The sequence below is a fragment of the Campylobacter concisus genome, from assembly GCF_015230015.1.
Classification (GTDB): domain Bacteria; phylum Campylobacterota; class Campylobacteria; order Campylobacterales; family Campylobacteraceae; genus Campylobacter_A; species Campylobacter_A concisus_AF.
In genome coordinates, this window is sequence record NZ_JAAKZC010000004.1 from 95,156 (window position 1) to 110,992 (window position 15,837).

At 38.6% G+C, this 15,837-nt stretch carries 25 protein-coding genes; 6 read left to right on the forward strand and 19 right to left on the reverse strand.

Annotated elements, in window-relative coordinates:
- Positions 1-3: 3 nt before the first annotated feature.
- The 13 genes from rplX to rpsJ are packed head-to-tail and all read right to left on the reverse strand — an operon-like array spanning position 4 to position 5,434.
- Positions 4-240, reverse strand: coding sequence for a 50S ribosomal protein L24 (rplX, locus tag G6W42_RS03500; RefSeq protein WP_009295260.1), 237 nt, complete (start codon positions 238-240; stop codon positions 4-6).
- Entirely contained in the window at positions 240-608 is a 369-nt protein-coding gene (rplN, locus tag G6W42_RS03505) for a 50S ribosomal protein L14 (RefSeq protein WP_002941516.1), read from the reverse strand. Before rplN ends, rplX begins: the two co-directional genes overlap by 1 nt.
- A complete protein-coding gene (rpsQ, locus tag G6W42_RS03510) occupies positions 608-859 on the reverse strand; it encodes a 30S ribosomal protein S17 (RefSeq protein WP_002941511.1) in 252 nt (83 codons plus the stop codon). Before rpsQ ends, rplN begins: the two co-directional genes overlap by 1 nt.
- Position 860: 1 nt before the next feature.
- Positions 861-1,055 carry a 50S ribosomal protein L29 gene (gene rpmC, locus G6W42_RS03515; RefSeq protein ID WP_002941625.1) on the reverse strand — a complete coding sequence of 65 codons (195 nt, stop codon included), beginning with the start codon at positions 1,053-1,055 and terminating at the stop codon, positions 861-863.
- Positions 1,042-1,467: a 50S ribosomal protein L16 gene (rplP, locus tag G6W42_RS03520; protein WP_002941572.1), complete on the reverse strand. Its 426-nt coding sequence runs from the start codon at positions 1,465-1,467 to the stop codon at positions 1,042-1,044. The genes rpmC and rplP overlap by 14 nt, the downstream gene beginning before the upstream one ends.
- A 2-nt stretch (positions 1,468-1,469) precedes the next feature.
- Entirely contained in the window at positions 1,470-2,168 is a 699-nt protein-coding gene (gene rpsC, locus G6W42_RS03525; RefSeq protein WP_002941650.1) for a 30S ribosomal protein S3, read from the reverse strand.
- A 1-nt stretch (position 2,169) separates the two neighbouring features.
- Entirely contained in the window at positions 2,170-2,502 is a 333-nt protein-coding gene (gene rplV / locus G6W42_RS03530) for a 50S ribosomal protein L22 (RefSeq protein WP_194172969.1), read from the reverse strand.
- A gap of 11 nt (positions 2,503-2,513) precedes the next feature.
- Complete coding sequence (gene rpsS, locus G6W42_RS03535; RefSeq protein ID WP_002941639.1) at positions 2,514-2,795, reverse strand: 30S ribosomal protein S19; 282 nt, start codon at positions 2,793-2,795, stop codon at positions 2,514-2,516.
- 2 nt (positions 2,796-2,797) lie between these two features.
- On the reverse strand, positions 2,798-3,631 hold the full coding sequence (gene rplB, locus G6W42_RS03540; RefSeq protein WP_103567076.1) for a 50S ribosomal protein L2: 834 nt from the start codon (positions 3,629-3,631) through the stop codon (positions 2,798-2,800).
- Position 3,632: 1 nt separating this feature from the next.
- Positions 3,633-3,914, reverse strand: coding sequence for a 50S ribosomal protein L23 (locus G6W42_RS03545; RefSeq protein ID WP_103637727.1), 282 nt, complete (start codon positions 3,912-3,914; stop codon positions 3,633-3,635).
- Position 3,915: 1 nt separating this feature from the next.
- A complete protein-coding gene (gene rplD, locus G6W42_RS03550; RefSeq protein WP_194172970.1) occupies positions 3,916-4,530 on the reverse strand; it encodes a 50S ribosomal protein L4 in 615 nt (204 codons plus the stop codon).
- Positions 4,527-5,105 (reverse strand): 50S ribosomal protein L3, encoded by a 579-nt coding sequence (gene rplC / locus G6W42_RS03555; RefSeq protein WP_002941563.1) that lies wholly within the window; start codon positions 5,103-5,105, stop codon positions 4,527-4,529. Before rplC ends, rplD begins: the two co-directional genes overlap by 4 nt.
- Positions 5,106-5,125: 20 nt before the next feature.
- A complete protein-coding gene (gene rpsJ, locus G6W42_RS03560; RefSeq protein ID WP_009295257.1) occupies positions 5,126-5,434 on the reverse strand; it encodes a 30S ribosomal protein S10 in 309 nt (102 codons plus the stop codon).
- A 353-nt stretch (positions 5,435-5,787) separates the two neighbouring features.
- Between rpsJ and G6W42_RS03565 the strand changes: the two genes are divergently transcribed.
- The 3 genes from G6W42_RS03565 (at position 5,788) to G6W42_RS03575 (ending at position 8,371) form a co-directional block, all read left to right on the forward strand.
- A complete protein-coding gene (locus G6W42_RS03565) occupies positions 5,788-6,882 on the forward strand; it encodes an ATP-binding protein (RefSeq protein ID WP_194172971.1) in 1,095 nt (364 codons plus the stop codon).
- A gap of 80 nt (positions 6,883-6,962) precedes the next feature.
- Positions 6,963-7,817, forward strand: coding sequence for a hypothetical protein (locus tag G6W42_RS03570; RefSeq protein ID WP_194172972.1), 855 nt, complete (start codon positions 6,963-6,965; stop codon positions 7,815-7,817).
- The gene (locus G6W42_RS03575; protein WP_194172973.1) at positions 7,817-8,371 is read left to right on the forward strand and encodes a ribonuclease HII; all 555 of its coding nucleotides are present in this window, start codon (positions 7,817-7,819) and stop codon (positions 8,369-8,371) included. Before G6W42_RS03570 ends, G6W42_RS03575 begins: the two co-directional genes overlap by 1 nt.
- On the opposite strand, the gene G6W42_RS03580 is transcribed toward G6W42_RS03575, so the two are convergent.
- The 6 genes from G6W42_RS03580 to G6W42_RS03605 all read right to left on the reverse strand — a co-directional run bounded on the left by G6W42_RS03580 (position 8,363) and on the right by G6W42_RS03605 (position 13,012).
- Positions 8,363-9,940: a DUF4153 domain-containing protein gene (locus G6W42_RS03580; protein WP_194172974.1), complete on the reverse strand. Its 1,578-nt coding sequence runs from the start codon at positions 9,938-9,940 to the stop codon at positions 8,363-8,365. The genes G6W42_RS03575 and G6W42_RS03580 overlap by 9 nt on opposite strands.
- 91 nt (positions 9,941-10,031) lie before the next feature.
- A complete protein-coding gene (gene frr, locus G6W42_RS03585) occupies positions 10,032-10,589 on the reverse strand; it encodes a ribosome recycling factor (RefSeq protein ID WP_002941557.1) in 558 nt (185 codons plus the stop codon).
- Positions 10,579-11,538 (reverse strand): polysaccharide deacetylase family protein, encoded by a 960-nt coding sequence (locus G6W42_RS03590; RefSeq protein WP_194172975.1) that lies wholly within the window; start codon positions 11,536-11,538, stop codon positions 10,579-10,581. Before G6W42_RS03590 ends, frr begins: the two co-directional genes overlap by 11 nt.
- Positions 11,539-11,540: 2 nt before the next feature.
- Entirely contained in the window at positions 11,541-11,870 is a 330-nt protein-coding gene (gene secG / locus G6W42_RS03595; RefSeq protein WP_021087232.1) for a preprotein translocase subunit SecG, read from the reverse strand.
- Positions 11,871-11,937: 67 nt separating this feature from the next.
- Positions 11,938-12,321, reverse strand: coding sequence for a hypothetical protein (locus tag G6W42_RS03600; RefSeq protein WP_021089275.1), 384 nt, complete (start codon positions 12,319-12,321; stop codon positions 11,938-11,940).
- A complete protein-coding gene (locus G6W42_RS03605; protein ID WP_194172976.1) occupies positions 12,314-13,012 on the reverse strand; it encodes a Bax inhibitor-1/YccA family protein in 699 nt (232 codons plus the stop codon). The genes G6W42_RS03600 and G6W42_RS03605 overlap by 8 nt, the downstream gene beginning before the upstream one ends.
- Before the next feature lie 172 nt (positions 13,013-13,184).
- Between G6W42_RS03605 and G6W42_RS03610 the strand changes: the two genes are divergently transcribed.
- The 3 genes from G6W42_RS03610 to G6W42_RS03620 are packed head-to-tail and all read left to right on the forward strand — an operon-like array spanning position 13,185 to position 15,834.
- Positions 13,185-13,829, forward strand: coding sequence for a carbonic anhydrase (locus G6W42_RS03610; RefSeq protein ID WP_194172977.1), 645 nt, complete (start codon positions 13,185-13,187; stop codon positions 13,827-13,829).
- Complete coding sequence (locus G6W42_RS03615; protein WP_194172978.1) at positions 13,822-15,666, forward strand: mechanosensitive ion channel family protein; 1,845 nt, start codon at positions 13,822-13,824, stop codon at positions 15,664-15,666. Before G6W42_RS03610 ends, G6W42_RS03615 begins: the two co-directional genes overlap by 8 nt.
- 9 nt (positions 15,667-15,675) lie before the next feature.
- Positions 15,676-15,834, forward strand: a complete 159-nt coding sequence (locus G6W42_RS03620; protein WP_002941615.1) for a hypothetical protein — start codon at positions 15,676-15,678, stop codon at positions 15,832-15,834.
- The last annotated feature ends 3 nt before the right edge of the window (positions 15,835-15,837 follow it).

Genomic DNA, 15,837 nt, shown 5'->3' on the forward strand with positions numbered 1-15,837 from the left:
CTCTTATCCTTCAACTTTCGCGACGTTTGATATATCAATTGGCATCTCTTTATTTACGTGACCACCATTTGGAGTTTTTTCGCTTGGTTTGATAGCTTTTTTAGCTACTTTGCATCCCTCAACTATAACCTGACCTTTTTTTGCAAGAACTGCTAAAATTTTACCAGTTTTGCCTTTATCGTCACCAGCGATGATCTTTACAGTATCGCCTTTTTTGACTTTAAATTTTACATTAGCCATTATAAAACCTCCGGAGCTAGCGAAACAATCTTCATAAAGTTAGCATATCTAACTTCACGTCCAACTGGTCCAAAAATACGAGTGCCGACTGGCTCTTTTTTGCTATCAAGTATAACAGCTGCGTTCTCGTCGAAGCGGATTAGCGAACCATTATCTCTTTGAACCTCTCTTTTAGTTCTTACAACAACAGCTTTTACAACCTGTCCTTTTTTGATCTTACCATTTGGAAGAGCTTTTTTAACAGAGCAAACTATGATATCGCCAAGTGTAGCGTATCTTCTTTTGCTGCCGCCAAGAACTTTTATACACATTAACTCTTTTGCACCGCTGTTGTCAGCAACTGCAAGTCTTGTAAAACTTTGAATCATTACTCAACTCCCTTTGCCAATACAGCTTTTAAGCGAAAATTCTTGCGAGCTGAAAGTGGTCTGCACTCAACCGCAACAACTGTATCGCCTGCTCTTGTCTCATTTTTCTCATCATGAACTAAATACTTTTTAAAGCGTTTTACAAATTTATGGTATCTTGGGTGCATAACGCGTCTTTCTACCAAAATAGTAGCTGTTTTATCTCCAGCTTTTTGTAAAACAACACCTTGAATTTCTCTTTTTAATGCCATTTTACGCCCCTTGTCTTGTTGCACTAATTGCAGTGTTGATCTGAGCTATCTCTTTGCGAACAGCACTAATCTCATTAGGGTTGCTTAACTGCATAGTTTTTAGCTTTTGTCTTAAAGTAAATAAAAGCACCTTTTTCTCTTTTAGCAACGCGTTTAATTCTGCAACGCTCTTATCTTTTAACTCAGTATATTTCATTTTCACTCTCTCGCGTTACAAATTTTGATTTGAATGGAAGTTTGTGTAGAGCCAAAGTTAAAGCTTCACGAGCCAACTCTTCGTCAACACCAGCCATTTCAAATATTATACGACCAGGTTTAATGTTCATAACCCACTCTTCAACTCCTGCCTTACCTTTACCCATACGAGTTTGTAGAGGTTTTTTAGTAAGTGGCTTGTCAGGGAAAACCCTAATCCAAATTTTAGCCTGTCTCTTTACGTGACGAGTTAGAGCTTGACGAGCAGCTTCTATTTGGCGTGAATTTACTCTACCAGCCTCAACAGCTTTAAGTGCAAATTCGCCAGTTGCTAAAGATGCTCCGCGAGTCGCATAACCACGGTTGCGACCTTTCATTTGCTTACGAAATTTCGTTCTTTTAGGCATCAACATAATTATTTACCTCTTCTTGCTCTACGTGTTTTCTTAGGTGCTTCTTCTTCAGTTTTCTCAGGTTGAACACCTTTTTGAAGAACCTCACCTTTAAAAATCCATACTTTAATACCTATGTTTCCATAAGTTGTATGAGCCTCAGCTACACCGTAATCTATCTTTGCTCTAAGAGTATGAAGCGGAACGCGACCTTCTAGATACCACTCGGTTCTTGCCATCTCAGCGCCACCTAAACGACCAGCAACTGAAATTTTGATACCTTTAGCGCCTGATTTTTGAGCACCTTGGATAACTTTTTTCATAGCACGTCTAAATGCGACACGCTTTTCAAGTTGCATAGCTACGTTTTCAGCAGCAAGTTGAGCTGAAGCTTGAGCTTTTCTTTCTTCTTTGATATTTACATTTACTTCTTTGCCGATAAGTTTGCTAACTTCGTTCTTTAGGTTTTCAACATCTTGGCCTTTTTTGCCGATGATAATACCAGGACGAGCTGCAACTACGGTTACACGAAGTTTTTTAGCCGTTCTTTCGATTAAAATTTGGCTGATTCCTGCATAGTAAAGTTTTTTCTTTAAAAATGCACGAATTTTGTAATCTTCACCGATATTTTCAGGAAGACTTTGTTTGGTTGGAAACCATCTAGATTCCCAGTTGCGGTTAATTCCTAGTCTAAGACCTATTGGATTTACTTTTTGTCCCATATTATGCTTCCTTCTTTTCAGGTTTAGATACTTCTACCATTACATGAGAAGTAGGTTTGCGAATTTTGCTCGCTGTTCCTCTTGCTCTTGGTCTAAATCTCTTTAATACAGGACCAGCATCAACGCGGCAACTAGTTACTACAACCTCTTCTGGTTCAAATCCGCCATTTGCTACTGCTGAGCTAATAGCGTTTGCTATAAATTTAGCACCACGATTTGGCATAAACTGCAAGCTTGCAAGTGCTAGCTCGGCATTCATACCTTGAATTTCTCTTGCTATAAGTCTTGCTTTTGTAGGAGAAAGTCTTACGAATTTTATAATTGCTTTACTCATATTATCTCCCCTTACTTGCCGATTTTCTTTTGCACTGAGCCTTTATGACCCTTAAATGTGCGTGTTGGAGCAAATTCGCCAAGTTTATAGCCTATATGATTTTCTGTAACATATACAGGAATAAAGCTCTTGCCATTATGAACGTTAAATGTTAGTCCAATCATTTCAGGTACAATCGTGCTACGTCTTGACCAAGTCTTGATTGGTTTGTTATCGTTTGCATTTTTTGCGGCAATAACTTTTTTCATTACATGATCATCTACGAAAGGACCTTTTTTGAGTGATCTTGCCATCTCTATTTTCCTTTCCTTCTTGAAATTATAAGCTTATCGCTAGCTTTTTTACGGCGAGTCTTAGCACCTTTAGTTGGTTTACCCCATGGAGTAACTGGGTGACGGCCTGAATTTTTCTTACCTTCACCACCACCGTGTGGGTGATCAACTGGGTTCATAGCAGAACCACGTGTTTGTGGGCGGATACCGCGGTAGCGATTACGTCCAGCTTTACCAATAGTGATGTTAGCCCAGTCTTCGTTGCCAACTACACCGATACTTGCCATACACTCAGCTAGTACTTGTCTCATCTCGCCACTTGGCATTCTTAAGATAACATACTTCTCTTCTTTGCCCATTAGCTGAGCATAACCACCAGCTGAACGAGCTATCTGAGCGCCTTTACCGGGTTTTAGCTCAACGTTATGAACGATAGTACCAACTGGGATAAATCTTAATTTCATAGCGTTGCCTGGTTTAATATCTAGTGAGCCCTCATCGATAGATGCGATAACGTCGCCAACATTTAGGCCATTTGGTCTAATGATATAGCGCTTTTCACCATCTTTATAAGCTATAAGAGCGATACGGCAGTTTCTGTTTGGATCGTACTCGATCGCTTCAACTTTACCTTCTATACCAAATTTGCGACGTTTAAAGTCGATGATACGATAAAGTTTTTTTGCACCTGCTTCTTTGTGTCTTGAAGTTATACGACCATTGTTATTTCTACCACCAGATGCAGGTAGTTTAACAAGCAAGCTTCTAACGCTTGGTTTAGCTGTTATATCTTCAGAGCTTAGTCCAGTCATATATCTACGACTAGGTGTATATGGTTTATATGATTTTATAGCCATCTTACGCCTCCGTACTTTCTAGGCTTACACCTTCAGGCAACTTAACGTAAAATTTCTTAATTTCGTCACGCTGACCTGCTCTTCCTCTAAAACGCTTAACCTTGCCGCTAATTCTAAGTGAATTTACGCGAACAGGCGTTACTCCAAAATACTCTTGTAAAACCGCTTTTAAGCTGTTTTTTGTAACTCTTGGTGAAGTTTGGATAACTACAACGCCTTGTTCTTGAAGGCCTAGAGTTTTTTCTGTATAAATAATTGTTTTGATATCAGTTATATCCGCCATTTTAGCCCTCTTTTGTTATAGTTTTTAGTGCAGCTTTTTCAATAATAACCGAACTAAATGTAGAGACAAGATAAGCATTTACCTCATTTGCATCTACTACATAGCAGTTTGCTAAATTTCTAAAAGCAAGTAGTGTTTTATCGTCTAGTAAATCTTTAACGATAAGCGCGTCTTTTACTTTTAAATTTTTGATGATATTAGCTGCATCTTTTGTCTTTCCAGACTCGATTGAGATGCTATCTACTGCGAAAATTTTACCATCTTGTGTTTTTGCTGCCAAAGCGTACTCAAGAGCTAGTCTTTTTTGTTTTTTATTGACTTTTTGAAAATAGTTTTTCTCGTTTGTTGGACCAAATGCAACTGCACCGCCTACCCAAACGTTAGTTCTAGTTGAACCTGCTCTTGCACCACCACGTCCTTTTTGTCTCCATGGTTTTTTACCACCACCGCTTACAAAAGCACGGCTTTTAGTATGAGCCGAATTTGCTCTTATACCAGCAAGGTAAGATTTTACATAAAGATATAGGTTGTGCGGATTTACTTCAGCGTAGCTTGCAGGAAGCTCTAACTCGCCTGAATTTTCAAATTTATCGTTTAATACGTGAATTTTACTCATTTTACAATCCTTATTTTACCCATTGCACCATTGTGACCAGGAACGCAACCTTTTACAACTACGATGCCATTTTGAGCGTCAAAGCTTATTAGCTCGTTTTTAACAGTAACTTTCTCATTGCCCATATGTCCTGCCATTTTCATACCTGGTTGAACACGACCTGGCCATTCGCAGTTACCAATTGAACCGTGGCGTCTGTGGAAACGTGAGCCGTGGCTTTTTGGACCACCACCGAAACCATGTCTTTTTACCACACCTTGGTAGCCTCTACCTTTTGAGTTAAAGCTAACTTTTAAAATTTTAGCCTCATTTAATGGTGTAAAGTCTAGGTTTCCAACTTCGCTATTAGCTACTTCAAGCGTAGCAAATTTGTTAAATTCTGCAGTCAGATTGTATTTCTTTTGCTGACCAGCGATAGCTTTGTTGTTTGCTTTAGTGTGGGCATACGCTACGATAGCACGTTTGTTTTCGTCGATCTCACATACTTTAGCCTCAACTAGCTTAAGTAGTGTAACTGGCGTACTCTTCGTGGCAATCGTTCTACTCATGCCTATTTTTTCTACAATATATTCCATACTCTTATCCTTTTGTCCGCTTACTTCATCGCACGAACTTCGACATTAACTTCTGGAGCTAGGTCGAGTTTTGTTAGGCTATCTACAGTTTCTGGAGTAGCAGCTACGATGTCAAGCATACGAGCGTGTATTCTCATCTCAAACTGCTCACGTGAGTCTTTGTTGATGTGTGGAGATTTTAAGACTGTATAGCGTTTGATCTTTGTAGGCATTGGTACCGGGCCACGAACGTCGGCACCTGTTCGTTTGACAGCTTCTACGATTGCTGCAACAGTGCGGTCTAGAACTCTATGGTCGTAAGCTTTTAGCTTTAACCTGATTCTTTCCATGTGTTTTCCTTTAAAAAGAACTTGTCGCAAACTCGCGACCTCTTTACATCAAAATAACCCGCATAGGATCAAGCGATCGTACGAGCAAGACATAGGTCTTTCGTAAAGAGACTGCGATTTTACAAAAAAGCCATTATAGTTGTCAAGAAAAACGCTATTTTTTGTCGAATTTTGATTAATTATTTCCTTTTAATAAGGAAAGTATCTTGGAAATGGAGAATTTATTTTTCAAAAAATTTACAAATTTCTAGCCTAAAATTTTATTTTTTATTTCTAAATTTTTAAAATTTTAGGCGATATTTTCCTTTTTAAAAGGAAGCTGTTATAATGTCCAAAATTTAAAAAGGTCAAATTTGAAAACATTAGAAACGCTCTATCAAGCACCCGTTAAAAATGCTAAATTTATCCCCAGAAAGTATGAGATCATCTCGCCAAAGACGCTTATCATTGGCGCTGTTTCAAGTGGCAAAACAGCCCTTGTTTATGAGTTTTTGAGCCATTACAAAAGCGAAGAGAGACTTTATATAAATTTAGACGATCTAAGGATAGATAGAGCCTTACTTTTAACAAATTTAAAAGAGTTTTTAGAAAAAAATAGCCAGATAAAGGTACTCGCAGTTGAAAATTTACAAAACGCTGATCTTGTAAATTTAGACTTTTTAAATGAGCTCACACTTGAAAACATCGCCCTTACAAGCAGGGAATTTTCGCTCTCGCTTGAGAGCTTTGCACGCATAAATTTAAACTATCTCGACTACGAGGAATTTATACTATTTTTTAAGAAAAATTTAGACCAAGACCTGCTTTTTAGCTACTTTTTGGCTCACGGCAACGAGATAGCAAGCGCCTTTTTGGACTCCAGCGAGGTCACAGCTCACTTGCAGCAGCTCTTAAGAGCAAATTTAAACGAGCAAAGCATCGCCATCTTAAAAGAGTGTGCGACAAAGTGCCACGACACCATAAGCACCTTTGGGATTTATAAAAATCTAAAAGAGCAGATGAAAATTTCAAAAGATAGCGTTTATGGCGCGATAAATTTGCTAAATGAGAGCGGATATGTTGAGTTTGTGCCAAATTTAGATGAGAGTAGCACGAGTAAGAAAATTTACTTTACAAATTTCGCACTTCGCAACGCTTTGTGCCTAAAAAAGGACTTTTTAGCCGTCTTTGCAAATGTCGTTTTTTGCGAGCTGCTTAAATTTAAAGATGAAATTTACTACACAAAAGAGATCGATTTTTTCCTTACTAAAAGGAAGCTTGCGATCATCTGTGTCCCATTTTCTGCGCCTGAGATCATTTTTTTGAAATTTAAAAAACTCCATGCAAGCTTAAAAGAGCTTGGCGTTAGCAAGCTTCAAATCATCAGCGTCGCAAACCAAGCCGAGCTAAGCATAGAGGGGATAAAGTGCGAGATCTTGCCATTTTCTAGGTGGAGCCTAGGTTTATAAATTTAAACTCTTTGTTTGATTATCATTTTAAAAGTCTAGAGATAAAATAGTTATAATCAAAAAAACTATAAAGGACGGACATGAGAGCATTTTTTGGTATCTTATTCATCGCTGCAAGCCTTTTTGGCTACGAGATAAACCACGAAAACTGGGCTAAATTTTATAAATTTAGCGGTGATGCAAATGGTGTGAAATTTGAAATTTATCTAAACTATTTCAAAGATGAATTTGAAAATTTCAAACAAACCAAGAGCTTTAAAGTCCCGCCTAAGATAAGCGGCCACATCTTTTTTGACGGCGCCAAATACGACTACGAGAAGGGCTCTTTTGAGCAAAATGGCAGTGAAATTTCATCGCTAAATGCGGTCTCTGACAAGATAAATTTAGACGTTAAAAACGAAAATGGCGAGCTAAAGGGCAAGATAATCGTCAAAAACAAAGCCTATAACGCCACCGTAAAAGAAGAAAAAGAGTATGAGATCCTAAATATCGGCATCCAAATGAGCGAGGCAAACGGCACAAAGTATGAGGCGATCATCAGCGACATCTTCTCAACAGAGCTAGCCAAAAAGCACAAAAATAAACTACTTTCGCTCCTTTATGACCTAAAAAGCGAGCGCAAAAAGTGGCCAAACAGCCAGTATGAGAACCTAAAAAATATCTACTATATAAATGATAAGATCAAAAGCGTTTGCACCTACAAAAACGCCAAGACAAACTGCGAGGTGGTCTTGCTTGCGACCAACAAAAAGCTAAAACTAAAACAAATTTTTAAAGATATGAATAACGAACATCTAAAAGCAGTCCTAGCAACTGCTGGCGTGAGCGATAACTTCGTGCTTTCGCCGCTTGGGCTTACATTTTTAAACGAGGAGCAAATCAACGTGCCACTTGAGGAGCTAAGACCTTACTTTAGCGATGAAGTCGGGCTGTAATGGCTAAAATTTGTGGTATCGACGAGGCTGGACGTGGGGCGCTAGCTGGCCCACTAAGCGTGGCTGCTTGCGTGCTAAATGAAGAGATAGCAGGTCTAAACGACTCCAAAAAACTAACCGCAAAAAGGCGCGAGGAGCTATTTTGCAAGATCACAAAAAGCTCAAATTTCCTCATTGCCTACTTCTCAAACGCCCAGATAGACGAGCTGGGGCTAAGTGAGTGCCTAAGGCGTGCGCTCAAGCTTTTCAAGGCGCATTTTGAGGGCTTTGAGATCATCTATGACGGAAATTTAGACTACGGCGTTGGCATCACGACGATGATAAAGGCCGACGGCAAGGTCGCTAGCGTAAGTGCAGCCAGCATCCTAGCAAAAGTAAGCCGTGACCGCTTGATGAACGGCTGGGATAAATTTTACCCCGCATACGGCTTTGCAGGGCACAAGGGCTATGGCACGAAGTCGCACCTAGACGCCATAGCCAAATTTGGCTACTCAGACTTTCACCGCAAAAGCTTTGTCATAAAGCCAAAACTCACGCATGGCTCGCTATTTTAGCTTGGCATCCTCCATATAAAAAAGCACGCTTGCGTCGTAAAATTTATAAACTCCGTTTTCTTGCACGATATCCATAGACCTCAAAACAAAGGCTCGCTTGCCAACTTCAAAGAACAAAAGCTGCTCTTTTAACCGCTCAAATACCTCAGCGCCAAAGTCGCCGTCTGGCTTTAAATTTAAACTCGCAAGCGCCTTTTCTAGGTGTTTTTGTAAATTTATACTTACACTCTCATCATCAAGTTGCATAACCAGCTCATCGCCATTTACGCTGCTTGTGACTACGCTTTTTATGGTCGCCTCTTTGACGTTTATGCCGATATTACCTGAGTTAATGCTAAATATCTGCCACTTTTTCTGCTCAGCAGCCTCAAGACCCGCTATAAATTTTTTATTTTCTAGTGCAAATTTATCGCCGTTTTCTACTAAAAAGTCAAATTTATCTTGCAAAAAATAAAGCTTCTCTTCGCCGATCTTGCTCACATCGCCACTTAGCGTGCCATCGCTACCAAGCAAATTTAGCGACCTTAGCTCTCTTAGTAAAAGCTCTTTTTGAGAATTTATGGTAAGCAGCTTTGTATCAAGGACAAAATGTGTGAAAAATATGCCAAATATCATAAAAAACGCTAGAAATTTATAAGGGAAATTTCTAAGAAATATCATCACAAAATAGCTCAAATTTGCAAATATCACGCAGGCGATGAGATAGATCCTAGGCTCGCTTAGGCCGTACTCGCCGACCCTGTGCATGACGCCCCACCAAAGCAAAACGCTAGGTAAGATGACAAAAAGAGGCAAGAGCCTGAAAATTTGATCATAAATTTTGCTTTTGATGAGTAAATTTAGCCCTCTTAAAACAAAGCCAGCGATCAAGCAGGCAAGCACGATATATGCGACACCGCCGCGAGGCAGCTCAAGCAAAACAAGCCTATAAATGCAGTATAAATTTAAAAGCGCTACGTAGATGATAAGCACGGGATTTAGGATGAAATTTATGGCGATCTTGATGAAATTTAAGAGCCTGTACTCGCTAAATTTGTTCTCAAAAAAAATAAATAGACAAGGCAGACCAAAAGAGGCCAGTGTCAAGTAGAGCCTTTGCGTCCTGTGACTGGTTAGAAGCTCTAAATCAAAAAGGTAGTTAAGCCCTGCACAAACAGCCACAATGCCAAGAAAAAATAGGTGAAAAATGGCAAATGAGATGAGTAAATTTAAAAGTCTTGCCAGGCTCTGGCTTATAAATTTCTCATTATCTTTGGCAAAATTTAAAGAAAATAAAAGCACAAAAGCTATGAGATAAAGTGCCACAAGATCGCTGGCATGACCGCTTAGCTTAAGGCCAAAAAAATAAAGTGTTGCGCCAAATATCAAAAAGTATAAAGGGAGTAAAATTTGCCTTTTGTTTAGATAGATAGCGACCAAAAGTAGCGGCTCGAGCAGCCAAAATCCTCTGTAATCCTCAATGATCTGGCTTGAACTAAGAAAAATAGTAGGCAGACTAAACGCCAAAATGGTAAGAAGCAAAATTTTTTTATCAGCAAATGCAGTTTTTAGCTCGGCAATAATTTGCAAGATCGTCCTTTAAAGGGTGAAAATTTAGCCACTTGCATGGCTAAAATGGAGGTTTAGAAATTTGCAAAAGGGGCAAATTTCTAAATTAAATTTAGATTTTTAAAAGCTCGGCTTCTTTCTCTTTTACGAGAGTGTCGATCTTTGCGGTGTAGGTGTCGGTTATCTTTTGAACCTCATCTTGTCCCTTTTTGCTCTCGTCTTCGGTTATAGCTTTATCTTTTTCAAGCTTTTTGACCTCGTCGTTTGCGTCTTTTCTCACGTTTCTTATGCTAACTTTAGCCTTTTCGCCCATAGCTTTTGCGTGTTTTGCATTTTCTTGGCGTTGCTCGACGGTCATCGGTGGAAAAAATAGCTTAACGCTCTCACCATCGCTGTTTGGATTGACGCCGATGTTTGCAGCTTGAATAGCTGATGAGATCGCTTTTATCATGCTCTTTTCCCAAGGTGTGATAGCGATAGTTGAAGCGTCACTTGTAAGCACGGTGGCTACTTGATTAAGCGGAGTCGGCGAGCCATAGTAATCAACCATGACGTTATCTAGGATGTTGATATTTACCTTGCCAGTTCTAAGCGTTGTAAAATCGCGTTTTAAAGAAGCGATCGCCTTTTCGCAGCCCTCTTTTTGGGTATCATAAATTTTATTTAGCATTGGTGTCCTTTATTAGAAGTTTTGTGCTTCTGTGATGATCTACTTTTAACGACATTAACACTTTGCGTTTATCAAGTGGTGGGTTAAATTTACACTCAAAAACGCCATTTGTCATAGGTACTTTTCTAAAGCCGTCAAAGCCAGTCATAAAAAAATTGCCTTCGCTAGCGTTTGTATCGGTCTTGATAATGAGTTTATCGATAGCGTTATTTTGCGGATAACCCTCTGGAAATATCCACTGGGCATTTAAAAATTTGCTATTAAAAGTTAGTGCTATCTTTGTGCCATTCATCACTGGCGTTCTGTAAAGATCATAAACGTCACTTTTATCTGAAACTGCGCCAGAGTTTTGATTTAAAAGTGCTAAAAAGCCAAATTCTTTTGCCAAAGAGACAACTCTACTATCGATCTCACCGTAAGGCACTGCAAAGTATTTTGGCTTATAGCCCATATGTTTTTCAAAGGTCTCAACACCCTTTACAAAGTCCTCTCTTAAAGCCTCATCGCTAAGTCTAGTCATCCTTGGATGAGCGTATGAGTGATAGCCGATCTCTCCGTAAGCTTCTAGCTCTTTGATCTGATCAAAGTCTAGATAATCACCATATTTGTTCGCGCTTGCCTCTACATAGACCATCAAAGCAAAAGGGTAGTTATACTCTTTAAAAAGCTCAAGAGCGTTATTGTAAAAGCTTTTGTATCCATCATCAACGGTGATAACGATCCAGTTATCAGGGATCGGTTCGCCAGCATTTACAGCATCGACAAGTCTTGATAGCTTGACAACTTCGAAGCCATTGTTTTTAAAGTATTCAAACTGAGCTCTTAAATTTTGAATAGAAATATCCGTGCTAACGTGCCTTGGATCGTCAAAGCGGTGATAAACTAAGATGTGAGCGTCTGCCAAAGCAAACGTTAGCGTCAAAAGTGACGCTAAAAACGTTTTTATCATTGTTATTTTACTGGATTTTGCGGTGCGCTAGGAGCTGCTGGCACGTCGTTTGATTTTGGTATGACTAGAGATTTGCTATCGACACTATCAACGATAGAGCGTTTTAGATCTTTGTTGTAAAAATATCCAAGTGCAAGTGTGTTTAGGATAAACAAAACGCCTACCACAAAGGTAAATTTAGCTAAAAACCCAGCTGGTCCTTTTGCTCCAAAAAGGCTCTCGTTGCTTCCACTGTATGCTCCAAGACCGATAGATGAGCTCTTTTGGAGTAAAACTGCGATCGTGATAACAACAGCTAGAACAAATTGCAAGATTAAAAATATTAAACTCACGAAATTTCCTTTAAATTTTTTAAAAATAATAGTTTGCGATTATACAAGAAAAGATTTAAATTTTTAGTTAAAGTTCTTTTTCAAGCTCATAAAGCTCGTATCTTATGCTTTTAAAAAGCTCGGCTCGCTCTAAATTTACAAGCTTAAAGCACTCCTCAAGCACTCTTGCGCTCTCCTGGGCACGCTTGAAATTTGCAGTGATGATCTCGTCTAAATTTGATCTTTCTTGCTCACTTTTTGTGCTGGTTTTTAAGACATCATTTTGTGAATTTCTAAATTTTAAAAATTCTTTTTGTGGGATCTTTGCCTTGTGGCGGAGGGACTTTATCTTATAGGCGAGCTTAGCGTCATCAAAGACATATCTTTTTATATCTTCAACGACGCGAAGCCCTTCTTTTAGCCTATTTAAATTCGCATCTATCACTCGGTAGATGCGCTCGTCATTAGTCATTTCTGTTAAAAATGCCTAAAATTTGTAGTAATGATGTAAATAAATTTACAAAATCAAGATACAAAGCAACCGCTCCCTCAACTGGTGTCTCGTAGTTTCCACGAACAATATTTTGTGTGTCATAAAGTATATAGGCACTAAATAAGATCGATGAAATACTTGCGATTACAAGTTGAAACATCGTGCTTTTAACGAAAATATTGATGATCGCTGCTACAATGATAACTATCAAAGTTATAAATAGCATCTTACCCATCGTTGTAAAGTCACGTTTTGTATTCATCGCAAAGACGCTTAGCGCACCAAAAGCAACTGTCGTCAAGCCAAATGCTTGAGCCACGATACTAGCGCCACTTGGCATAGCAAGGATCGCTGAAAGTAGCGGAGTTAGCGTAAGACCGCTTACAAATGTAAATGCGAAAAGAAGTATTAAATTTAATCCCTCTTTGCGTTTAGCCGCCATTAGCCCAAAAAGTAGAACAAACCCAAGTATCACAAGTCCCCAAAACAAAAATCTATTTGCCGCAAAAACGCCAGCGATACTAATGCCTACATAAGCGCCAGCAGTAGCTGAAAGTAGTGATGCTGCAAAAAGTTGATAAGTTTGTTTTATAAAAGTGCTTAGTGAGCTTTGAGAATACGCAAGCTCTTCTTGATTTTGCTTAGCGTAGTTTCTATCATACAAACTCATTTTTTCTCCTTATGAATTTTTGTGGTGAGTTTAGCCTAAAATAATTAAACAATATATAAAAAAAAGTTTAATAAAAAATATTAGTTTAAAGTCCGTTTTAAAGGGCATTTTTTTTGATTAAATATAAAGTTGCTATAATCGCATTAAAATACAAAAAAGGGAGATAAATTTTATGGATGATTCAATACTTGAGGGTGCAGTAAAATTTATGGAAGATGGCTTTTTAGAGCATGAAGAGCTCTTTAAAAGCTTGCAGCACAAACAAGATCCTCACACGCTTTTCATATCTTGCGTGGATTCAAGGGTCGTGCCAAATTTGATAACAAACTGCCTGCCAGGTGAGCTTTTTATGGTGCGAAATATCGCAAACATCGTGCCACCTTATAGGGTGAGCGAAGAGTTTTTGGCGACCACCTCGGCGATCGAATACGCGCTTGAAGTTTTAAACATCAAAAACATCATCATTTGCGGACACTCTGATTGTGGCGGATGCGCGGCACTTTATGTTGATGAAAAGAAGCTAAAAAACACTCCAAATGTTAGAAACTGGATCAGGCTAATAGAGCCTATCAAGCGAGAAGTGCTTAAATTTACAAGCGATGATCCAGCCAAAATGGCGTGGCTAACCGAGAGGCTAAACGTGATAAATTCGATAGAAAATATAATGACCTATCCAAATGTAAAAGAAGAGTATGAAAGCGGCAAGCTTCAAATTTATGGCTGGCACTACATCATAGAAACTGGCGAAATTTTTAGCTACGATTTAAAAGAAGGCACATTTAAACTTTTAGCGGACAGAAAGGGCGAAAATGCGTAAATTTCTAACCATCATCCTGTTTTGCTTCACCTTTGCTTTTGCGGCTGAGAGCAACAAAACTCAAGAAGAAGACATAATAAGCATAACAAATCAAATTCAAACCCTAAACAGCCAGATAAAAATTTTAAAAGCGCAGCAAAAAGATGCAAATAACTCAAAGGCTGATAACTCAAATTTAGCCAGCCTTAACAAAAAAAAGAGCGATCTTTTAGAAAAGATACCAAACTATATCATGCAGATCGAATTAACCCAAAACGATATCAATAAATTTAATCTGCAAAAAGAGGCACTAGAGAAAAAGGTAGCTAGACTAGAGAAGCAGTCAAACAAGGACGCCTATATCCAAAGTGCCATCGAGCTTGAGAAGATGAAGGTTGATTTTGCTTATTACTCAGCGCTTGTCAGCCTTGAAGAGATCTTTAAAAAGGGCGCTAAGGCAAATTCTATAAAAGATGTGATAGATAATGGACTCTTAAATTTACAGACAAATTCTTATGTGAGTATAAAAGATCTAAAAGACTCACTAAATGACACTTCAGGCTCTTACGACAATGCCTTTTTTGACCTTGAGCTAAAAAAAGAGACTGAAGAAGAAATTTTAGCCTATCTTAAAAATAACGCTGATCTTCTAAGCTCAAGCATGCTCTTATCTGAGCTAAATTTAGTCGATGCAGTTGAGTACATCAACAAAACAACAGATATAAATTCAAGTAAATTTAACATCGGCAAGATCGTTGTTATCGTTGCGATATTTTTATTTTTCGTTTCACTAACTAGAATTTTAGCCAAGCTTACCTACTGGGTGATGTCACTCGTCGCTTCAGGCGAAGGTGTAAAAGAAGCTAAAAATCAAATCGTTGATATCGTCAAAAAACCAATCTCAGCACTTCTTATCATCTACGCACTAAACATCTGTATAGGAGTTGGATTTTACCCTGTGCCAGTGCCACTTGTCATAGCAAATATCTTTTCTATCATCTATATAGTCGCATTTTCATGGCTTGTCTTAACTATACTAAATGGCTACGGCATCGCTATACTCGACAAGATCGCACAAAAAAGCAAGCGTAAAGAGGTGATAAACCTAGCGTTAAAAGTTATCTACGTGATCGTGCTAATCATCACGCTTTTGCTGATCCTTCAAAAGCTTGGTTTTGATATCTCGGCTCTCATCGCCTCACTTGGTATCGGTGGTCTTGCCGTTGCTTTTGCTGCTAAAGACATCATCGCAAACTTCTTTGCCTCTGTTATGATGCTCTTTGACAACTCATTTTCACAAGGCGACTGGATAGTTTGTGGCGATATCGAGGGCACAGTCGTTGAGATAGGCTTTAGAAAAACGACTGTTAGAAGCTTTGATAATGCCCTTATCTTCGTACCAAACTCAAAGCTAGCTAGTGATCCTGTTAGAAACTGGAGTAGAAGAAAGGTCGGCAGACGCATCAAAATGCTAATAGGCATCGAGTATGGGCCAACTACAGAAGAGATCAAAAAATGTGTAAATGACATCAAAAATATGCTGATAAATCACCCAGGTATCGCTAAAAGTGAAGATATAGCGGTCAACAAAAGAGGTCTAAAGTATAGACAAAACATAGTCTCAGTTGATGACTACGCTGGATACAAGTCAAATTTATTTGTCGTGGTTGATGAATTTGCTGATAGCTCAATAAATATCTTAGTTTATTGCTTTGCAAAAACTATCGTTTGGGGAGATTTTCTAGACGTAAAACAAGATGTAATGTTAAAAATTATGGATATTTTAAAGCAAAATGGTCTAAATTTTGCATTCCCAAGCCAAAGCTTGTATATTGAAAATACAAAAGACAAAATTTAAGGAGAGAAAATGAGTGATGATTTTGACTACGAAGAGGTAGAAGAAGACTACTCTGAATTTAACGATGAGGATGAGGATAGTAGCGATAGCTATGACTATAACTACGACGAAAATGACTACAACTATGAAGATAGCGATGAGGATGAGGATAGTTACGACTCGTATTAAAAT